Origin of the sequence: Faunimonas pinastri (genome assembly GCF_900110915.1) — a bacterium.
Taxonomy (GTDB): domain Bacteria; phylum Pseudomonadota; class Alphaproteobacteria; order Rhizobiales; family Afifellaceae; genus Faunimonas; species Faunimonas pinastri.
The window spans coordinates 183343-201893 of record NZ_FOFG01000008.1 but is presented as its reverse complement, the minus strand read 5'-3'; the positions used below and the strand labels follow the sequence as shown (position 1 = coordinate 201893).

27 protein-coding genes and 2 pseudogenes are annotated in these 18551 nt (G+C 60.5%); 13 read left to right on the top strand and 16 right to left on the bottom strand.

Annotated elements, in window-relative coordinates; translation table 11 throughout:
- Positions 1-100: 100 nt before the first annotated feature.
- Positions 101-412, bottom strand: coding sequence for a hypothetical protein (locus BMY25_RS12465; RefSeq protein WP_092496979.1), 312 nt, complete (start codon positions 410-412; stop codon positions 101-103).
- A gap of 239 nt (positions 413-651) precedes the next feature.
- Between BMY25_RS12465 and BMY25_RS12460 the strand changes: the two genes are divergently transcribed.
- Positions 652-1485, top strand: a complete 834-nt coding sequence (locus tag BMY25_RS12460; RefSeq protein WP_177176848.1) for a hypothetical protein — start codon at positions 652-654, stop codon at positions 1483-1485.
- Between the two features lie 10 nt (positions 1486-1495).
- On the opposite strand, the gene BMY25_RS12455 is transcribed toward BMY25_RS12460, so the two are convergent.
- Complete coding sequence (locus BMY25_RS12455) at positions 1496-1879, bottom strand: hypothetical protein (RefSeq protein ID WP_092496975.1); 384 nt, start codon at positions 1877-1879, stop codon at positions 1496-1498.
- 118 nt (positions 1880-1997) lie between these two features.
- Here BMY25_RS12455 and BMY25_RS20470 point away from each other — a divergent pair.
- From BMY25_RS20470 to BMY25_RS12425, 7 genes and pseudogenes are all read left to right on the top strand, one after another.
- A pseudogene (locus tag BMY25_RS20470) lies at positions 1998-2129 on the top strand (IS5/IS1182 family transposase); the annotation flags it as partial.
- A 121-nt stretch (positions 2130-2250) separates the two neighbouring features.
- On the top strand, positions 2251-2697 hold the full coding sequence (locus tag BMY25_RS12450; RefSeq protein WP_092496973.1) for a hypothetical protein: 447 nt from the start codon (positions 2251-2253) through the stop codon (positions 2695-2697).
- Positions 2698-2754: 57 nt separating this feature from the next.
- Positions 2755-3390: an HD domain-containing protein gene (locus tag BMY25_RS12445; protein WP_092496971.1), complete on the top strand. Its 636-nt coding sequence runs from the start codon at positions 2755-2757 to the stop codon at positions 3388-3390.
- Positions 3391-3512: 122 nt separating this feature from the next.
- Positions 3513-3812, top strand: coding sequence for a hypothetical protein (locus BMY25_RS12440; RefSeq protein ID WP_092496969.1), 300 nt, complete (start codon positions 3513-3515; stop codon positions 3810-3812).
- Positions 3813-3899: 87 nt separating this feature from the next.
- Positions 3900-4889 (top strand): cation diffusion facilitator family transporter, encoded by a 990-nt coding sequence (locus BMY25_RS12435; protein ID WP_092496967.1) that lies wholly within the window; start codon positions 3900-3902, stop codon positions 4887-4889.
- A 28-nt stretch (positions 4890-4917) separates the two neighbouring features.
- Positions 4918-5085 (top strand): hypothetical protein, encoded by a 168-nt coding sequence (locus BMY25_RS20850; RefSeq protein WP_177176847.1) that lies wholly within the window; start codon positions 4918-4920, stop codon positions 5083-5085.
- A gap of 13 nt (positions 5086-5098) precedes the next feature.
- A complete protein-coding gene (locus BMY25_RS12425; RefSeq protein WP_092496963.1) occupies positions 5099-5461 on the top strand; it encodes an ADP-ribosylation/crystallin J1 in 363 nt (120 codons plus the stop codon).
- 259 nt (positions 5462-5720) lie between these two features.
- On the opposite strand, the gene BMY25_RS12420 is transcribed toward BMY25_RS12425, so the two are convergent.
- Entirely contained in the window at positions 5721-6245 is a 525-nt protein-coding gene (locus tag BMY25_RS12420) for an MbcA/ParS/Xre antitoxin family protein (RefSeq protein WP_092496962.1), read from the bottom strand.
- 196 nt (positions 6246-6441) lie between these two features.
- Between BMY25_RS12420 and BMY25_RS12415 the strand changes: the two genes are divergently transcribed.
- Entirely contained in the window at positions 6442-6804 is a 363-nt protein-coding gene (locus BMY25_RS12415; RefSeq protein WP_092496961.1) for a hypothetical protein, read from the top strand.
- 35 nt (positions 6805-6839) lie between these two features.
- On the opposite strand, the gene BMY25_RS12410 is transcribed toward BMY25_RS12415, so the two are convergent.
- Positions 6840-7274 carry a cupin domain-containing protein gene (locus tag BMY25_RS12410; protein WP_143061967.1) on the bottom strand — a complete coding sequence of 145 codons (435 nt, stop codon included), beginning with the start codon at positions 7272-7274 and terminating at the stop codon, positions 6840-6842.
- 456 nt (positions 7275-7730) lie between these two features.
- Complete coding sequence (locus tag BMY25_RS12405; RefSeq protein ID WP_092496959.1) at positions 7731-8795, bottom strand: serine endopeptidase; 1065 nt, start codon at positions 8793-8795, stop codon at positions 7731-7733.
- 192 nt (positions 8796-8987) lie between these two features.
- Between BMY25_RS12405 and BMY25_RS20465 the strand changes: the two genes are divergently transcribed.
- Entirely contained in the window at positions 8988-9128 is a 141-nt protein-coding gene (locus BMY25_RS20465; RefSeq protein ID WP_177176846.1) for a hypothetical protein, read from the top strand.
- A gap of 4 nt (positions 9129-9132) precedes the next feature.
- On the opposite strand, the gene BMY25_RS12395 is transcribed toward BMY25_RS20465, so the two are convergent.
- The 11 genes and pseudogenes from BMY25_RS12395 to BMY25_RS12330 all read right to left on the bottom strand — a co-directional run bounded on the left by BMY25_RS12395 (position 9133) and on the right by BMY25_RS12330 (position 16994).
- Positions 9133-10467, bottom strand: a complete 1335-nt coding sequence (locus tag BMY25_RS12395; RefSeq protein ID WP_092496958.1) for a type II toxin-antitoxin system HipA family toxin — start codon at positions 10465-10467, stop codon at positions 9133-9135.
- On the bottom strand, positions 10467-10829 hold the full coding sequence (locus tag BMY25_RS12390; protein WP_092496957.1) for a helix-turn-helix domain-containing protein: 363 nt from the start codon (positions 10827-10829) through the stop codon (positions 10467-10469). Before BMY25_RS12390 ends, BMY25_RS12395 begins: the two co-directional genes overlap by 1 nt.
- A 106-nt stretch (positions 10830-10935) precedes the next feature.
- Positions 10936-11427 (bottom strand): hypothetical protein, encoded by a 492-nt coding sequence (locus BMY25_RS12385; protein WP_092496956.1) that lies wholly within the window; start codon positions 11425-11427, stop codon positions 10936-10938.
- A gap of 47 nt (positions 11428-11474) precedes the next feature.
- Entirely contained in the window at positions 11475-12020 is a 546-nt protein-coding gene (locus tag BMY25_RS20460) for a hypothetical protein (RefSeq protein ID WP_238858305.1), read from the bottom strand.
- 363 nt (positions 12021-12383) lie between these two features.
- Positions 12384-12566 carry a hypothetical protein gene (locus BMY25_RS12370; RefSeq protein WP_143061965.1) on the bottom strand — a complete coding sequence of 61 codons (183 nt, stop codon included), beginning with the start codon at positions 12564-12566 and terminating at the stop codon, positions 12384-12386.
- 161 nt (positions 12567-12727) lie between these two features.
- The gene (locus BMY25_RS12365) at positions 12728-13327 is read right to left on the bottom strand and encodes a hypothetical protein (RefSeq protein ID WP_092496952.1); all 600 of its coding nucleotides are present in this window, start codon (positions 13325-13327) and stop codon (positions 12728-12730) included.
- Between the two features lie 1438 nt (positions 13328-14765).
- A pseudogene (locus BMY25_RS21160) lies at positions 14766-14926 on the bottom strand (VOC family protein); the annotation flags it as partial.
- Between the two features lie 527 nt (positions 14927-15453).
- Positions 15454-15648 carry a hypothetical protein gene (locus BMY25_RS12340; protein ID WP_092496949.1) on the bottom strand — a complete coding sequence of 65 codons (195 nt, stop codon included), beginning with the start codon at positions 15646-15648 and terminating at the stop codon, positions 15454-15456.
- Positions 15645-15782 carry a hypothetical protein gene (locus BMY25_RS20845; RefSeq protein WP_177176844.1) on the bottom strand — a complete coding sequence of 46 codons (138 nt, stop codon included), beginning with the start codon at positions 15780-15782 and terminating at the stop codon, positions 15645-15647. The genes BMY25_RS12340 and BMY25_RS20845 overlap by 4 nt, the downstream gene beginning before the upstream one ends.
- Before the next feature lie 138 nt (positions 15783-15920).
- Complete coding sequence (locus BMY25_RS12335) at positions 15921-16607, bottom strand: hypothetical protein (RefSeq protein ID WP_092496948.1); 687 nt, start codon at positions 16605-16607, stop codon at positions 15921-15923.
- 27 nt (positions 16608-16634) lie between these two features.
- The gene (locus BMY25_RS12330; RefSeq protein ID WP_092496947.1) at positions 16635-16994 is read right to left on the bottom strand and encodes a hypothetical protein; all 360 of its coding nucleotides are present in this window, start codon (positions 16992-16994) and stop codon (positions 16635-16637) included.
- A 454-nt stretch (positions 16995-17448) separates the two neighbouring features.
- On the opposite strand from BMY25_RS12330, the gene BMY25_RS12325 reads away from it, so the two are divergent.
- The 3 genes from BMY25_RS12325 to BMY25_RS12315 are packed head-to-tail and all read left to right on the top strand — an operon-like array spanning position 17449 to position 18520.
- Positions 17449-17904: an N-acetylmuramidase domain-containing protein gene (locus BMY25_RS12325; RefSeq protein ID WP_092496946.1), complete on the top strand. Its 456-nt coding sequence runs from the start codon at positions 17449-17451 to the stop codon at positions 17902-17904.
- Positions 17901-18188, top strand: coding sequence for an XRE family transcriptional regulator (locus tag BMY25_RS12320; protein ID WP_177176843.1), 288 nt, complete (start codon positions 17901-17903; stop codon positions 18186-18188). The genes BMY25_RS12325 and BMY25_RS12320 overlap by 4 nt, the downstream gene beginning before the upstream one ends.
- Positions 18185-18520, top strand: a complete 336-nt coding sequence (locus tag BMY25_RS12315) for a hypothetical protein (protein WP_092496944.1) — start codon at positions 18185-18187, stop codon at positions 18518-18520. Before BMY25_RS12320 ends, BMY25_RS12315 begins: the two co-directional genes overlap by 4 nt.
- The last annotated feature ends 31 nt before the right edge of the window (positions 18521-18551 follow it).

Sequence of the window (18551 nt, the reverse complement as noted above, 5' to 3'; positions counted from 1 at the left end):
GCAGGATCCCGATGATCTGCTCTTCCGTGAATCTCGCTCGCTTCATTCCGTCCGTCCGTCCTTTCAAGGGCCGGACTCTAACGCCGCGTGGAGGAAATTCTTAGGGGCAGGTCAGCTCGAAACCTCCGGTCATGAGCCTTTGGCGGGAGGGATGGATCAGGGCAGACGAAAGCATCTGCTCCTGGGTCTTCAACCGAAGTGTGAACACTTCGAACTTGAAGGCGATGTCATGTTCTACGACGGTCACCAGCAACGGAGGCATCGATCCCCGGAGAAGCCATAGTCCCCATACAAGCTCCGGATAGCTCTCCGGCAAGTCTGCCTTGGCGAGGCAGTACCCGGTCAGCGAATCGTGCAACGAGCGCAGATCGTCTGGGGAGGCTTCTATGAAAATCGGAGGCGCTTCAATCATGGCGGTCTTGTACCATGGTTGCGGAGCTGAGCGCCTACCGTCGGGCCTAAAGTTCAGTCCGAACAGACTACCGAAGCCAAGAGCACCTGTAGCATCGAAGGCGAGCGAGATCGTCGCCGTAAGATGGAGGCTATGAAAGAGTCAGCATGATACGGGTACAAACGGTTACGCGCCGAGAGAAGATTACGTTGTCCAGGCAACCTCAGTCGGATCACAGCTGGGAAGCGCGCGCAACCTCGTTGCGTCAGGAGAAAGCCGCAAGCGTAGCGATCCTGTCCGCCATCTTCTCGGTTCTGGCTTCCCTGGCGGCGTGGGTGGTCGTGCTCGTCCCGGGAGGCGACGTCCGTGGCAGTCCAGTGTTCTGGTTGCTCGCCATTCCGGTCATGTGCTGGACGACGCCGCTGCTCGGCTACCGGGCTTGGGCTGTGAAGACAGTCAGGCTCGCCTTCCTCGTAGCACCCCTGCTTGCCATGAGCGCACTCTTAGCCGCTCCCTATTTCCGTGTCGTCGGTTCCCTAGGCACGCATCCTGCGATGCTGATCATCCTGGCCGTAACGGTTTTGCTGTCGGCCGTAGGTCTGCTCGTATTGCGCCGCTCCAGCCTTCCGGGCGGCACACGACCCGCTGCGTACCTCCCGCCCGGAACGCCCCCGAAGGGAGTGCGTCCGATGACGGCCAGCATGAGGAGCATGCTTGCCGTGGGCTCCCTTTCGCTCAGCGGTGTGCTGGTCAACGGCGTGTTCTTCAGCATCGTGGCGTCGCTAGACCCTGTGGCAGGAGATTTCAACTTGCCCTGGCCTGCCGCGCTTCCTGTCGGGCTGTCGATCGTCGCGGGCACAATGACGATCCGCGGCAGCCGTGGCCTGATCCGTGATCAACCTGAAGCAACGCGGCGCTTGCGCCAGGGCTGGACGTTCGGGGCTGCCGGGACCTGCCTGCTACTGGCTCTTGTCTGGATCTGGCCCGCGGAGCTCGCTGGGAAACTGGCGCTGAGCATCTTCATGGTACCCATGGCGGTCGGAGCCGTGTGGGGGCGCGAAGTGCGTCTGCGCAACTACGTCGTAAACTCATAAAGCGAGCGGGCTAGATCGAACGGATGGCGGCTATTTGAATCCAGACCCACTCAGGATTTTTGTCGTCCTCCGCCCATATCTCGATCGGCATCGGTCCTTGGGGGACAGGAACGTTCAAGTATCGAAAAGCGCTACTATCCGTGAGAGTTACCACGCCGCTTTGGGCGTTGATCGATCCGCTGAACAGCTTCTTATTTGCGGTCTGGCAGGCCTCATCTGTAATGGTCACGATTGATGCGCCATCGACATAGTGCATGACCCAGAACGCTAGGCAGTCATCGGTTGCCGTAACGAACACGGCATTCGTTTCCGACGGGATCGAGACGAGCGATCCAGAGTCGGCCAAGAAGAGGACTCCATGCGCTGTGTCCATTTGCATCTCGAACCTAGCCATGCGTCGGCATCTCCATCGTTTCGCTCAATGAATCACCTTCCCGTGCCAGTTGAAAGGTGATTCAGCATCGGCATGACCCGATACGATCTGACCGACTTCGAGTGGCGCGTGATCGAGCCGTTTCTTTTCGAAGTCGAAGAACTTCCGCCGCGTCGCCACCCGCTACGACAAGCTCCCCGCCAAATTCTTCGCCATGGTCCAACTCGCCTCGATGCAGCTGTGGCTCCGTGCTAATAATGTTACACCCTAGCAGCTTCGGAGAAGCGGAAGTGCGATGACTTGACACGGATTTCGCGGACGCTTCGCCGCTGATACCAGGAGGCATGACAACAACTGCGTCACGTCGCGGCGCGTACAGATCTGGAAGTCAGATGGACAAAAAGATTCTTGCGGAAATCGTAAACGTCTTGAACTTCGATGCTTGGAACTACACGGTCTTTTTGGACTTCCGCGAAGTGTCCTTGCCGGAGCCCACCGAGACAGCGGTCATCATCAAAACGGCTTTTGGCGCAGAAGCAACACTCGGCGGCATCAAAGACGTTGAAAAGACGTCCGTTTGGCCCTTCGTGAAAGACGCCTTGCTCTATACGGGTGACTATGCCCATGGCCCCGCCGCCGCAACAATGCAATCAGGGAAACTGCTCGCTTTGCTTGAGGATCTTGAAGGCGAGGTCTGTGACCTTGTAGCCGTTGCGAGCAGCATAAAGTCGTTTTGGATGAACGCAGGGCACCCAGCATACCCAGTGTTCTGGGACTTCGCCGTTCTGTTCTCAAGCAAATCGCGCGCAAGCATTCTGATAGGGTCGAGCTCCGATTGAGAGCGCGAAGTGCCTCCGCCTAGTTTGCTGGCTTCGAGAAGCGGAAAGGGAGGTGACATGAACAGCGAGCTTCGTGTTCGGTTTGCGTCATTGTGGACCCGTACGGTCGGTCCAACGAGAGTGGATGCGGCGTGGCACTCGCTTGAGGAAGGCTATGGCAGCCCCAATCGGCATTACCACAACTGGCGGCACGTAGAAGCCTTGCTGGGCGGGCATGACGCAGTCCGGTCCCGGACGGAGTTCGCAGTCGCCAATGCGGATGTGATCGACCTGGCGATCTTCTTCCACGACGCAATCTACGATCCCGACCGCCAGGACAACGAAGCCCGAAGCGCCGCTCTGCTCTTGAATAGTGCGGCGGCCGCATCTGATCGAGAAGGCGTTGGTCGAGCAGACGACATGATCATGGCCACCGCCGATCACGGCCCGAGCAAAGATCCGGCAACTCAGCTCCTCCTGGATCTCGATCTCGCGATCCTCGGCGCGCCGCGTCCGGAGTACGACGCTTATGTCGCTGCCATCCGACGTGAATACGCTGAGATCCCCGACGACGCTTGGCGAGCGGGCCGCGGGGCCGTCCTCGACCGTTTCCTGGCCCGACCGCGTCTCTATCTGACCGACTACTTCCGCAACAAACTGGAATCCACAGCACGGACGAACCTGGCCTCAGAGGCGGCGTCTCTTCGATCCTGATTGAAGGCGAAGGGACTCCTGCGAGGTGAGGGTTCCCGCGGCTGAGTCACTGTCGCGCACGCCATCGTTGACGCCTCATTCCGCCGTCGGCCTGCTGATCTTAGGAACGGAGATCAACAGCAATGAATTCGACCCGGCAGATGCAAGAAGACGTCCTTAAGGCGGTACGAGCCCTTGAGTACACGGGAGGGTACCAGAACCTGCATCTCGAACCTCTTGTTGGACTTCCTACACGAGCCACTGGGTCAGGCGCCTCTCTGGAATCCAACGTTCGCTACACCTTCGCCCTGCTGTTCGACTCTGGCTTTATCGATGGCAACTGGGACAGGGAGCATTCCCCTAACGTCGTTCAGGTGCGCTCGCTCACCGCGAAGGGTGAGCAGGCCGATCAGCGGCTGAATCAGGGCGGATCGATCTTCTGATCAGATCTGGCGCTGAGCGTTGGCCCTACCGGCATGTTGCCAATACCCGACAGATAGGGCTCCTTAGGTCATCAACCAGGAGCCCTCATGTCTGCCCACGCTTCCAAGCGCGCCCTCTTTGCTGCCCTTGCCGCTAACGCCGGGATCGCCGTCGCCAAGTTCGCAGGCGCGGCCTACACCGGATCGTCGGCCATGGCTTCGGAAGGGATCCACAGCCTGGTGGACACGGGCAACCAGCTTCTCCTGCTGTTCGGCATGAAGGACTCCAGCCGACCCGCGGACGCCTCCCATCCCTTCGGCTATGGCCTGCGGCTCTACTTCTGGGGCTTCGTCGTCGCCATGGCGGTCTTCGCCCTCGGCTCCGGCGTCGCGATTTACGAAGGCGCCGAGAAGGTCGCCCATCCGCAGCCGATCGAGAACGCCTGGGTCAACTGCGCGATCCTGATCTTTGCCATGCTGCTGGAAGGCTCCTCCCTGCTGGTCGCCATGCGAGAGGTCCGGGAGGAGTGCCGGCGCCGCGGCACCGCTTTGTTCGAGACCATCCGCACCCACCGGGACCCGACGATCTTTGCGGTGGTCTACGAGGAGACCGCAGCGCTGGCCGGGCTGGTGGCCGCGCTTGTCGGCGTAATCCTGGCGGTCGTGCTGGACAAGCCTGCATTGGACGGCTGGACGTCGATCGTCATCGGTCTGATCCTGGCGGCCACGTCGCTCAGCCTGGCGCGCCAGTGCTACGTGCTGATGACCGGCACAGCGGCGGATCCCACTATCGAGGAACGCCTGCGGGAGATCCTGGCGCGAGTGAAGTGCATCGAGCACGTCAACGAGGTCCGTACCATGCACTTCGGTCCGTCCGAGGTCCTGGTGCTCGTCTCGGCCGACTTCGCCAATGACACGCTGGCGGGCACGGTGGAGACCATCGTCTCTGACGTCGAGGACGGCATCCGCGAAGAATTCCCGGAGGTACGCCGGGTCTACATCGAGGCCCAGTCGTCGACCCGCCATGTGGAAGCGCTGGAAGACATCGGCGAAGATGTCGATGCGCTGGAGCGAGAAGAGGACGAGGAGGCGGCCTGAGGGCGATGCAGCAGGGGAGGAGGATAAAGTGACCACTCTGGATACGTTCGCAGCAGTCGGCGCTGGACTCGCCTTCCTCCTCTTCGTCGCCTCTGTCTACGTCGGCTCCCGCGAGGTGCGCGAGTTACGCCGGACCACAGGCGATAGGAGCATCCTGACCTTCATTCTGGGGCTGGAATTCCTACGTCGGCAGTGACACACCTGATCGTATGAGCGAACCGACAACGACATTGTGGAGGCCCGTAGGGCCGAAAGAGCTGGAGCTGATCGAGGCCTCCGGGATGACGGCGTTCCCGCCTCGCTTGCCCGATCAGCCGATCTTCTATCCCGTGCTGTCTGAAGACTATGCGGTGAAGATCGCGCGGGATTGGAATGTGCCCGCCAGTGGCTCAGGTTTCGTCACGCGCTTTGAAGTGCGATCCTCTTACCTGGCCGAATATGAGGTCCAGGAGGCTGGTGGACGTTCGCATCTCGAATACTGGATTCCGGCCGAGCACATGGCGGCCTTCAACGTTGCGATCGTCGGTAAGATCAAGGTGATCCGGGAATTCCGAGAAGCGGCTCAAGGCTGACTTGTCGAAGATTCTAACAATGGCGATCGTGGCCGGATCCACCGGCCGAGTGCTCGTACTGCAATGATGGTCGCGGCATGCACTCGAAGGACTCGGGGCGGAATGGCCTCATCTCGATCCTTATGATGACCGAGATGCGGCGTTCAAGGCCGCATCCGATCTGAAACGGGCTGACATGAAACCCTGCAGGTCCTGCGATCCCTGACCAACGAGGAGTCCGATCAACCCTGGATCGGCTCCATCAGTTCAGGAGCCATCGTCAGGTCACGACGATATCAGCGTCTGTGTAGGGGTGGAAGTCGTGATCGACCTCATTGGGAGACATGTAGAGCCCGTCCCGAGCCCCGTCCAGAAAACGCCGAACTGAAAGCAGGCCGTCCTGCGTACCGCTTGCGACCAGATCTACCGGAGGCCGACCAGAGAAGGGCGCCGCGGTATGGGGAGTTCGAAGCCATGCAACACCGTCGGCCTCGTCCTCGTGAAGAACGCCCAGAGCCTGGTGGATCCAAAGCGTGGCAGAAATGCGGATCAAGACGTCGACGTCGAGCGTGATGTCGCGGTGTTCTCGGACAGCTTTCAGCCAACGATAGTAGGTCGAACGAGATGGTAGGCCGAGAACCAGAAGTCGTTGCGTCTCGTCCAGCCTCCACAGATCTGCGATCATCAGGAATGTCCGGAGACCCGGAGAGCTAAGGCGGCGGCGGTTCGATGGCTGATATCGCTTCGCATCCCGAACGGATGAGTTGCCGCCGATCACTGATGTCTCTGTCGCGAGTTCCGGCATGAGCAAACCCTGTGTCTGGATTCGAATGTCGTCCGAAGCTAGCCAGACGGCAAGAACGCCGCAACATCCTAGAACCGATCGTCTATGTCTTGGAAGGGTCGGAAGCTGCCCAACATTCGAGATGGGACTCGGTCCATGAGAGCGGTGCCTAGAAAGACGGATTATAGATCAGCAGCTTCCGACGTGAGATCACGACATGCAGACGCCCGCGCAGATACTTGAACGACTGAAGCCGCTGTCCAGTATCGAGGGATACGATACGGTCGACCGGTTCTTACGCGATCCAGGGACCTATTTGGAAGAGAGCAAGTCCGACGGGCGGGTCACGGTCAAAATGGTCGATCATGCTTGGGGAACACGGCTTCAGATCGCGCGGAAGAAGGGACTAAGGCCTCTACCCGGTTGCGAGCATCTGGTTCAATCTTTGGCCCGCTTGCCAGATGCGATGATCCTCAAGGTTGTGATCCTTCTGGGGACGAGCATGATCGGAGCTGTTTGGTTCATCGAGGAGAACCAGGAACCTGTAGGATTTGTGGTCGGAGAACTAACGACCCTTTGAGATCGCCCACTGACTGACCCCAAATGGCCGATTGCTTACGCAAGTGGCTGGCCCGGCGTTCCAGCCGACCCCTGATATGTCGGATGCACATAGATCGTACGCCATGGCCCGACTGCGCAGCCGAAGATCACCGCGTCTTCGTGCGATCCGTCGAAGTGAACGGCATGCGCGGGCACAATCACCAATGATCCCGCTGGAAATGCCTGGAGCAGGCTTTCGTCCTCGATGTTCCCGTAACCGAGATACAGCGTGCCCTTGGCGACAAAGACCCTGGCCGTCTGGGTATGCCGATGCGGCGGATCCCAGAACCCGGCGGGAATGGAGAACGCATAGGTGAAGGGGTCGCCGTCTTGGCCACGGACGCCCTCAAGAAGAGCGTATTTGCTCCCGTCCTTCGCGATTTCTTGCCAGGCGACGGTATCCGGATCCCAACTCGTGTTTTGCATTTTAAGCTCCCTTCCGTCCAACATAGGGAGCATCGAAAATGGACAGCCACCCGTTTCTTGCTCCTGACTGCGGAGCCAGTCGTACAGACGGCGGCCATGCCCCACAGGAAGAACTTACCCTTGCTGTTCGACTAGTATTCCATGGACGTTCGACCCTATCGAACATAGGTCGAGAAGTTTTCACTCCACGAGAAGCAGAATATCGGGTATGTACTGACTATCGCGGGACCTGCCGTGATGATGCTGGCGGCCTATTGAGCGGTGCAGCGGGGCCGCCAGCACCTCCTCGCCTGACCTGAGTACATCATGTCGGATGATCTCTTCCTCGCCCAACTGGCTCTTCCGCATTCATCCGACATGCAGTGTAGCCAGGGATGAACGATGCAGCGGAGCGGGGCATTTCCCGATCGGGAAACTTCGTACGGTGAGCAGATCGAAACCGTTGGGCTTGTCCCGATCGGGAAATTCCGCTTCCTGACATCACTCCGCCAAGGCCAGACCATCCGTCGGCACGGTAGAGGGCGCACCGCATGCCTGGCAGTAACGCGCGAAGGCACTCTTGCGGGTGTTGCAGGTCCGGCAATTCTCGAAGATGCCGATGCCGCAATGCGGGCAGAAGGTAACCTCGCCGCTGCTCAGGTTCACCGACCGCTCGCAGCCGGGGCAGACGCTCTTGGCCAGGCGGTCGTTTGCGGTGTCGTAATCCAATTCCTTGCGGCGGAGACTGTCAGGCTGCTGCTCTGCCGCCTTCTGCCGGGCTAGGTATTGGTTCAGCGCGACGATAACGCTTCGGCCAACGACGACGGTGAGGACCAGGCCTACGGCGTAACGGACATAGCCGCCGTAGCTCGGCAGGTAGGGCACGAGCTCGACGAAGAACGTGAACACCGCGAAGAAGATGAAGCCCCAAGTGAACGGCCACCAGGCGCCGTTCCGCTGCGTGCGGAAGAGCCAGAAGGCGATGAGGAGCAAGGGCAGGGTGAGCGCCAGGCGATAGCCGAAAACCCGGAACTCGGTCTTGCGAAGCTCCACCTCCAGCTGCTGGTCCGCCGCTGTCTCAAGCCCAGCCAATCGCGCCTGCGCGGCATTCCTGCTTTGCTGGGCATCGAGCGATTTCTGGTTCTGGGCGTCGACCGCGTGCTGCGCGTCCTCCTGCTCCTTCTTCAGGGTATCCAGAGCATTGGTGCGAGCGATCAGTTCGCTGTCCTGCGAGGGAAGGTTGGTCGCCTTGCGGGTTTCCAGCCAGTTGGCGAAGGTGTCGCGCGCATTCCTGTAGGTACTCTGCGCGGCCTCCAACAGGAGACTGGACCGTTCGAGCTCCGCCGTAGCGACCGCCTCCTGGCCCCGCGCCCCTTCGATCGCCAACCGCAACGGCTGGGCAGCAGACTGGTCGAGGAGGTCCTCGCGACTGAGTTGCCGGTCAACATGGGGCAGGTCGCGGATCAAGAGCCCGCCGAAGCCGACCAGGAACACAGCGAAGACAACGGCAACCAGCCAGAGCCCGCGCTGAAACCACTTCTCGGAAAGCCGCCCGGACCTGCTCATCCTGTTCCTCGACTTTGCGGCCGTCCTATCTATGCAACATGGCCCATTTCAATGGGTGACACACCGACCAGCGCAGGTCGACACGCCTGGTCCGCCGACGTCGAACAAGGCTCCAGAGAGTGGCAGGCAATCAGAAAACATGACCTCGTGAGCTAGGATATCGCGCTGATCATCTTCGCCTTCGGGGTCGTCGTGATCGCGCTCGACTATGTCCGGATCGGCCGCGTGAAGCCTGCTCTCGATGCGGCGATGGAGAAGAGCCAGGCGAACGCACATCTGGTCGGCAATGCCGTCGCCGTCATCGACACGCTGCTAGGCCAAGGCGAGTTGTAGGTTCTTAGAGCGAGGGTCCGCTATTGAAATCCAAAGCTTCGTCCTCGTTCTGGCGGGAAGCACTCCCCTCCGGTGCTTTGACAAGCGCTCGCGCCTCTAACGCCTCTTTGTGATCGAAAGCGGGCTTGTAGATGTTGATCTCAGCGCCGTTCATTCCAGCCTGGCGAGCAAGCCCTTGCCAGTTGCCCTCGATCGTGTGGGCCATCTCCCCGATAAGCTTGGCAGCCGCGTCCTCGCTCAGCTCGAAATAAAAGGCGTAGTCCATCAGCAGCGAGATCGAAGCGTCCGGCACGGCCGGATCTCCAATCGCCGTTTTCAGCTCCTTGAAGCGCTCTGGTGCTGGATTCACGTCGAAGACGGGCGAAAGTTGCCATTGGCCGTTCCCCTTGTAGAGAAAACCATGGTTTTTCAGGTGATCATCAACGTTTGAGACGAGGATCGTGAACGCGATCCGGCTGAACAGCTCTCGCAGCTCGCCTGGGGGCGTCAACGCGTTGACCCGAATTGCGTCTGCAAGCTGCACATAGCTGCTGCCAACGGCCACGTTCGCTTCCAGCATGCTTTGAGCTGACAGGTAGGAAGCTCGGCCGCCACTGGCAGAGCGGTCGAAGCGCTCGATGACGGCCACGGGAAGACCCCCGCTCATCTCCACCCTGGCCGCTGGCGTTCTCAGGCCACAAAGCTTCGCCAGGTTCAGTGTCATGACCTCCGCACGCTCTACCGGGTATGTGTCATGCCTGGAAGTGAACTTCGCGATCGTCAGTCTGCCATCATGATCGATGACCGAGCACTTTGGGCGAGCGCCACCAAGCGCCGTTCCGATCTGTCGTACGCGCCGCAACGCCGTCATCTCCGGTTCATCCTTCTCGGCCTCGGAGATCAAGTGGCCTAACTGATCGAGATGCAGAAGGGGTGGAATTGGATGACGGCCGCTTGGCTCCGAAGCCAGGAAGGGTGCTCCTTCTTCCGTTCGAAGGCGCAGCGCGCCGATGCGGCTGAAATCGTCTACCGTCATGAGGATGTCGATCTCCGTCAGCGGTGCCGATCGATCTCCCCTTGTCCTGGCATCTTTGCGGATGATGTTGCGGCCCCACGAGTCCGGCGTCGTGTCGGCAAGCGGCGGCGGCAAGGGCGAAGCATGTTCATTCGCCGCCTTGAAAAACATTTGCCCTGGATTGAGCGGCATGCCTGGCGCCAGGGCGAAAGCGCGCGGGTGGTTGAGCCAGCTGTCGAAATACTCGAAAACCGAATGCTCACGGCCGCCCGCGCTCTCGAACCAAAGGGTTCCAACCTCCTGAGCAGTGTCACCAATGCAAACTTGGAGCTTGGTCTGCGCCATCAGAACCACACCGGCTGACCAGTGTCGGCCGCCTCTGGCTTCTGGATCTCGGACGCGTCCGGCCGAGGCCGGCGCGTACCCTTCGGCCGAACTCGCTTCGGGAGCTGCGCAACATCGCGGGCAAGTCCGATATCGTCGCTAGCAATGTCCATCAGCTTCGACAAACGCCCGTTTTCACCCAGCGTCAGCAGCACCATAGCCAAGACGCTGAGCGCTACGCCGCCGTCACCCTTTTCGAGGCGACGGATGGTAGCAACATTGACGCCAGCGCCCTCAGCCAGGCGCTGCTGCGTAAAGCGTCGCTTTTTGCGCGCGATCGCGATGTCATCACCGAGCTTTCTAAGCTCAGCTTCCATACGCATTGAAGGGATCGGGTTCTTTTTGATAAGATGTATATATAAAGCCTTACAGGCGAAAAGGCTACATATTTAGCGCCTTAGCAAGCCTGGTGCGTTATCCAAACCATAATCAGCGTCGTTGTCCATAACGGGTTCTGAACGACCAGCGCGGCTGGACGAGCGGCTCGGGCGAGATCACGCTCGACACGTCCTGCATGTAGGTGGTGGCGATCTTCTCCGCGTTGAATTTGAGGCTGCCGGTCGCGGCATCGACGAACTTGCCGACGGCAAAGGCCACGCCCTCGTTCTTGCGGACGATGCAGAACACGTTGGCATAGCTTTTCAACAGGCTGCTGTTGGCGATCTGCGCCACCGTCCGCTTGGCGATCATCTGCATGGACACATTGCCGATGCTGCCGAGCAGGAACGATCCGATGACGACGCAGGCGGCGGCGAACAGCTCGCCGGCTTCCTTGTCGGCCTGCTTCTGCCTGTCCAGCGTCTCCTTATAGGCGGCATAGGCCTTGGTGTAGGCGCCGACATAGGGATTGCCGACGATGATGCGCCAGTCATTGTCGGCGATCGTCAGCTGCTGGGTAAACCGGGTAAATCGTTCGCTCACAGTCGCGGTTCTTGTTCAGGCATCCCTATCCGGCCCGCCAGCATCCTTCAGCGGGCCGGCCAATCGGCGGCGATGCAGGTGAAAACCTGCTTGGCGCTATCCCGGTCGGTGGCGGCGCCGAGCCGGTCCTCGCAACCTGCCTTCAAGCGATCGAACTTCGTGCCATCGGCATGCCGATAGGCTTCCAGGGTCTGCGTCATCTGCTTGTTCTCGGCAATGGCGCGATCGTTTTCGGCGATGAATGCGTCAGGATCGGTTGTCGCCGAAGCCGAGGCGGTCGGCGGCGGCGCGGCGGCGGGCGATGGAGCGGATACGGTCGCGGTGGCGATGTCATTCCCGGATGCCTCGCCAGACGGCTGCGGCTGGAATGCCGCCAGTGTCAGCGCTGGCAGCAGCAGGGCGAAATATCCCGGTCGTCGGATCATGCTTCCTCCCCTTTGGCACACCCGGCGGGGGGTGCGGCATTCTGTGCATAAACGCAATCGACGGTGCCGCATCTGGTTCCATCGGCGGGGTGGACCGGAGTCCTGGCGCGGCGGGCAGACCATGGCGGGCCGGTCGAGCGCAGGAACCGGCCGGGTCTGGCGCAACATGCTCGATCGCTTCGATGAGAGCGCTACCTACGCCCTTGCCTCTGGCCGCTGGATCGACGAACAGCCTCTTCATCTCCACTGCGCCTTCCGAGATCCGGATGTATCCACCGCAACCAAGAGCCAAGCGTCACTTCTGGCGACAAAGAATCGGACGTCGGCCTGGAGAAGCTGTGACAGCGTCATCCCGGAGCGATCGTCATTCGGGTAAAGCCGCCTCGACCTCTCGTCCGCCTGGGCCAGGAAGCGGAAGACGTCTGCTTGATCGGGAGTTTCGCGCTCTACAGTCAGCAGCATGGCGCTCCAATGAAACCTGAGCGAGCGGCTCAATTGGACACTTATCCCGCCACGAGGTGCTCAGAACGTTCAGCCACCTTCGGGAAAAGGATAGCTTGCCAGAAGTTGACGCCCGATCGCGAAGGCACGCGCGTCACCGCGCTCCATCAGGGCACTGGCAACCACCCGGGCGCGGGATGCCACGCTATCGAGAGCCGATAGGTCCACGTTGTCGAGAACACGAACTCGATAGAGGTTGACCGCCTTCTCCAAGAGGGCCTCCCCCCGCGAGCAATCCACAAACTTCTCGGGAACGGCGTGACGCATTCTTCTGCTTCTTCAACCGAAACAAAGTGACACCTACAGGGAACGACAAAGCCAGAGATGACGCTCCGTGCTGGATACCGAAGAAGCAGATCCTCGGTGCAACTCCGCTATCGGAGCTTTTGCTCCCCAGCCGAGCTCGCTACCCAACCCTGTGGCAAACGATGACCAGGCTGATCCGGGAAGCGCCTAGCGTATTCTTCGCGAACGCGTCGCTCCCGCCAGACGGGGCCGCCAACATGCCACTCGGCCGCCTCGGCACCGAAGTCGGCTGTCAGTCGTTGCGGGATATGATGCTCCGCATCCCAAGCGGCGATCACCTCGGCATCCTGGATGGCTGGGTCGTCCGGAGTCGTCTCGAACTGCCGTGTACCTCCCGACCAGACGATCACCTTGAATGATGCTGGCGGCCACTGCACCCGCAATGTCGGCTGGTGAAGCACTTCCGGAAGCGCGAAGCGCCCGAGCTTCTTCCAATGGCCGGAGCGCAGGGCGCGACCGATCGACGGACGCGAGACGCTGACCACAGCCATGATCGGTGAACTCAGGATCTCGTCCGGGGATGCAACGGTTCGATCCCGGCGGGCAAAGAAGGCGACGTTCTTCTCGGCCGTGACCTGACCGTAGTACAGCCAATCGCTTTCTCCGCGGACGGCGTACAGCGTCCCGGTTGTCAGGTCGGCTCTTGCCTTGGGGTCAGAAGAGGACATAGGGCGGGCGTTCTCAGTTGCTGGTCAGAGCCGAAGATCGGCACAGCCTCTATCATGCGGCGCAGAATAGCGGTTCGAGGCGTGTGTGCTGAATGCAAGTCATTGACCCGATTGCGTTTACCCCAATCGCACTCAATTTCGAACGCAATTGGGGTAATGCTTGAAGAATCAGAGAGATAGGCATTCCTGCCGTTCCGCATCTGTGCGCCCAAGGCTACAGGAAGAGCCTTTTTTGAGAGGCAGTTGGAAAACTATAAGATCGGCGGTGCCTTTCCAGGTCCTGCATCTCTCAGCGTGAACGGCGGCGCATGCCTAAGGATAGATCCACGTCCAGCAAAACGTCATCCGTCGGTAAGCGGGTGGGCGGCTTCGTCTACATCCACCGATCGGCCGCCGACCTGCTTTCGGATACTGATCGACAACTCCTGGCCGCAGCGACGTCTCAGATGCAGGACTTCGACTGGAACGTCTGCAAGGTCGGCACGGGTGCCGTATCGCTCCTGCGCTATGAGGACTTCGACAAGGCGCCGTTCCCCGCTCTCCTGGCGCCCGCCGCTCCGACCTATTACTCGACGCGGGAGAACCCGCCCATCCTGCACCGCAAGGAGCTTCTCCTTCCGCCGGATGATCCACGTCGGGAGCGTTTCGCCGCCCTGACGCGGGACGCGGAAGCGGCGTGCCGCTTTGAGGAGGCACAAGGACGGAGTTCAAGGAGCTTGGCAGGAGCAGCTAGACAGTGTCAGACTGATGGTGCCCGAGCATCGGCTCGCGTTTTCCGGTGACGGACCTACACATCGAGGTCGAGCGGCATAAGAGGAGGCATGATGTTCTTCGCAGAGATCACCAGGGATGGTATAGCGTTTTGTGCCTTCGAGACCGAGCGCGAAGCATCCGAATGGATCGTTGATGAGCTCGGATCCGATTACAGTAACGACTTCTGGGTGGGCAATAACGGTAAGCTACACTGTTCGGGGCGTTCTCTCGACTTCAGTGCGATTGTCCACAACAGTCTTGAGCATGCGATTACCTCTAACGCGGCAATAGATCCGGAGGCTATGCCCACCGTATTCCGGGCTCTCTGCGATGCAGTCGAAATAGCTCAGGACGCTTACTAACGCGCGCTCCATATCGGGGCGTTGAACTTTTCCTCGCGTTGTCTGGATGAAGCGACGCTTTCTACTGCGATGCGGTCTGAAAAGTGATTGTCCCCTGATGGGGAGTTTGCCCGCTAGACCTTGGATCGTGGCCGAATTTTACCGGGCCGATCGTTCGTACTGCAATGATGGTCGTGGCATGCACTAGAGGAACTCGGGGCGGAATGGACGCTGGTTCGGTCCCTACGATGACCGGGATGTAGTGTTTAAGGCCGAAGCTGATCTGAAAGGGACTGATATGAAACCCTGCCGGACCTGTGATCCCTAACCAACCCCGGAGCTGATCAATCCTCGGCCGGCTCCATCAACTCGATCCGATTGCCGAATGGATCGCTGACGTAGCGCCTTTCGAACCTTCCAGGGATTCGTCCTCCTTCACCTCGCACCCAGCCTCTTCAAGCCGTCGGCTCAGCGACTACAGGTCGGAGACGATGAAAGCCGGGTGAGGGTCAACCCCCGCCGACGCCTCCGATCTGCCCAGTACCGCTTAGAGGTCTCGACCGCTGCCGGACCTGGATGGCCCCTCGACGGTGACTGTCGGCCCGGACGTTTCTCTCTCTGTCCACGCGAGATGACCAACACCGAGACGGAGCGGGGAGTCGCAAACTCCCGGGATGCCAGCGACACCTTTAGGAAGTCTCTCGCCGTCGGAACGGACAGGGATCGAGCGTGCATCGACCTAAGTTGCTTGGAGCTCCGTACAGAGCAGTGGCTTCGTTCGCTGACCGCTGTCGAGAGGCATCGCCTCCGGTCGGCAGAAAGAATAGCGCCTACGCTACACCTCTACGAGGCGCGCGACCTTCAGGGTGTCCGACGAGCGCCCTTGGTGATCTCTCCTCAGGACCTGCAAGCTGACGAAAATTGCCGGACGTGGGCGATAACGTCCGTCTGCGGCTTAACAGACGCCGTTGCTTGATACCTGCGGCGTTGGGGAGGATGGCAACGTGAGGCACGGGCTGAGAGATCGGCACGTCAGCGGTCGTATGTCTTCCCGCCCGTACTAATCTTGTACAGGGTCTCCGAGTAAGGGCAGGCGTAGCAAACCTTGTCCTCCTGCACCATCCGGCTGGCCACCATCATCCGGCAGATCAGGCTGACGCCGCCCTCGGTCCGCTCACACCGGCCATCGGCGCCGTTGATTAAATAAAGCCGCTTGGCACGCGTCATGCTGATCGTCCGGCCTCTGGGACGGCATCGATCGGCTGGATCACGAAGACGGTGAGTGCCTGCCAAGCTATCAGGCCAAGCACCTCCAGAATGCCCAGAACGTAAAGCGCGATGATGCCGCCGCGCGACCTCACTGGTCGCATCCGATAATCTGCCCCGTCGGCGTGATAGTGCACTAGTGGCGTCCGCTCCATCGTATGTGCCACCCGCGGCTTCTCGGTTGTTGTTTGCCAGCGTGAACTTCAGAAACGCTGACCTTCTCCGGAGCCGTGTCACTTGGCCCTGGTATAGATTCCGGTGAATGAGACGCCAGCGCCGCCACAGGAACCGTTGTCTCGTACCGTCAGGAAAGGCCCACGTCGTAGCATTCGAACCTCACATATACCTTCATCGGCTACGTCGTAGGGCAAAGTCTCGTCTTCGTCGCCCATACCGAAGGCCAGTACTCCGCTGATCGGCTCGATCTTCCCTTCGATCTCGCCCGTGTTGATCGCGCCGCGGCGGACGCGGTCTGGATCCGACGCTCCGTATGTCGCACTTCCGCTGACAACCAGCTTGCTGCCTTCGCCAGGCTGGATGGTGATGTCCTTCTCAGGTCCAATCCAGTGTCCGGCAAACTCATCCGACATGAAGCCGAGCGCCTTTGTCGGGATCCACCCGACAGTCGTAGCGCCCTTCGCGCCGACATAGCTGGCGCAGGTGAATTCGCCTTCTGTCTTTCCGGTGAGGACGGTGTCGCCAGGAACAACAAAGGTCGGCAACTGACAGAGGCTGCCCAAAGCCGGGCAACCGTTCTTGAATTCTCCGCTTTGGACGAAGTGAACCCGCTTATCTGGTGTCTTGACGGTCGCCGTACGGGATGCGTCAACAAGGACGTCTTCAAGGTCACATGCGGCCGTCGCAGCCGAGGGTAGCGCCACAGCCAAAACCGCTACAATGAGGCAGGCTTTCATGCTCATTCTATTACCCCCAGTCTCACGGACACATCACTGATGCCCGGCATTCAAGATTTTCAGAAGCTCCTTGAGTGTGCCGTCGAGATTGGGATGCTCTCCGTGCAGACTGACGCCACTGAGGACCAGCGTGTTGTCATCATAGGACAGAGCCAGAAAGAACTTCTGAACGTCGCCACCGTGCCCTGGACAGAAGTACAGGAGGTGCTGCTCGTCCAGGAGATCCTGCTGGCACTTCCTCTTAGGGAAGATCCGGAAAAAGTCCTTGGCTGTCCCGAGATCATTCGGCTCGGAGGTGAATGCTACGATTGACCGATCCTCGATTGGAACCGCCAGCGCCGGGGAAGTCAGAAGACCAAGGCAGGCAAAGGCCGCCAGCAGACGCGACTCCATAGATCACTCCTCCGGGAGTTGTATTTTGATGGATTCGTCTACCACATAGGAGCGGCCGCGAACTCTCGATTTCTACGCCGCCCGATCATTCTACGCCGCGGCGGCGGAGCCGCGACTTTGACGCATGCGTTCTTCTTTGTTGTCATCAGAACAAAGAGGGAGCAAGCGGCGGGTGGGCATGGGTTTTTCGAAACCATTGGGGCGGTACTGAGCGGCGGGCACCCGAGCCCGTCTGATCCTCGTCATCTCTGGCAACCAGCTCAGGCGCCTGCTCCGGTGCCCGTTGCTGTCCCCGTGCCTCGTCCGACAACTCCGGCGCTACGCTTCGTGTCGCAGAACCCGGCCCGCCTGACGGCCGAGGACTTCGCCATGGTCGCTGAGGAGTACAGCCTCCAGCCCGCCCATCTGATCGCGATCGCGAAGACGGAAACGAACGGCAGGAGATACCTGGCCGATGGTCGCCCCCGTGCCTTTCGAGTCCTACGAGTTCCATAAGAGGACAGGCGGCGCCTTCGATCGCGGCTCTCCGAACCTCTCTACGCCCTCGTGGGACCAGCACACGTATGGCGTTGCGGGAGCCCACCAGTACGACCGACTGGCGCAGGCGATCTCCTTGAACGAGGAGGCGGTCCTGCAGTCCACCTCCTGGGGGCTCTTCCAGCTCATGGGCTGGCATGCCGCGGAGTGCGGCTGCGAAACCGCCGTCGCCTTCGTGGAGGGCATGGTCGACGGCGGGGAGATCGAACACCTCCGATCTGCCGTAGCATGGATGAATGCCGCAGGACTCCTTCCGTATCTCAAGCGCGGCTCCTGGGCCGAGGTGGCTCGCCGCTACAACGGCGCAGGCTACGCGAAAAATCACTACGACACGAAGCTTGCGGCCGCGTTTAAAGCGGCGGGGGGTCGATGATGGGAGGTTCCACTCCAATCCTTCCAAATCGCTACCAGTGCGTGTCCGCCCAGGCGGCGAAGGACGTCATCGGCGGCGCCCTGGCGAACGCGATCCAGGCCCGGCGCCTGAAGCCCTCACAGGTCGCCGCGTCGTATTCGCGGATACGGGCAGGGGAAGTCGGCAAGATCTTGGACGGCGACTGGCAGGTGTTCGGCATCAACCGCCTCATGGCCATCGGCGAGGCCCTGGGCGTCCAGGTCGAGATCCGGGCTAGCGGGTCCGAGGAGAGGGCCGCCGCATGATCGAGATCTCCGAAGCTGCCACCACATCGACGGCGCCGAAGGCCTCGACCGTCCGGAAGGTCGCCCTGCCGTCGCCCAAGGCTCGAACCTTCACGAAGCGCTTCATCGTCTGCTGCACCTGCGCGCTCTTCGTGGTCGCCGCCGGAGGCACGTTCTTCTCTTACGCCGAAGCCCCGAACCTCGTCCGCGAGCTCGGCGTGATCACGTTCGCTTACCTCGGCGCCTACGTGTCCGTGGGCCATCTCGACTGGAGGGCCTACCTGGATCACACCACGGAACTCCTCACCGGACGGGGCAGGGGGCGCACGCCTCCGGTTCCGTTCCTGGCGTAGCAGACCGTGGCGCCGGACCCTGCCGCCGTCG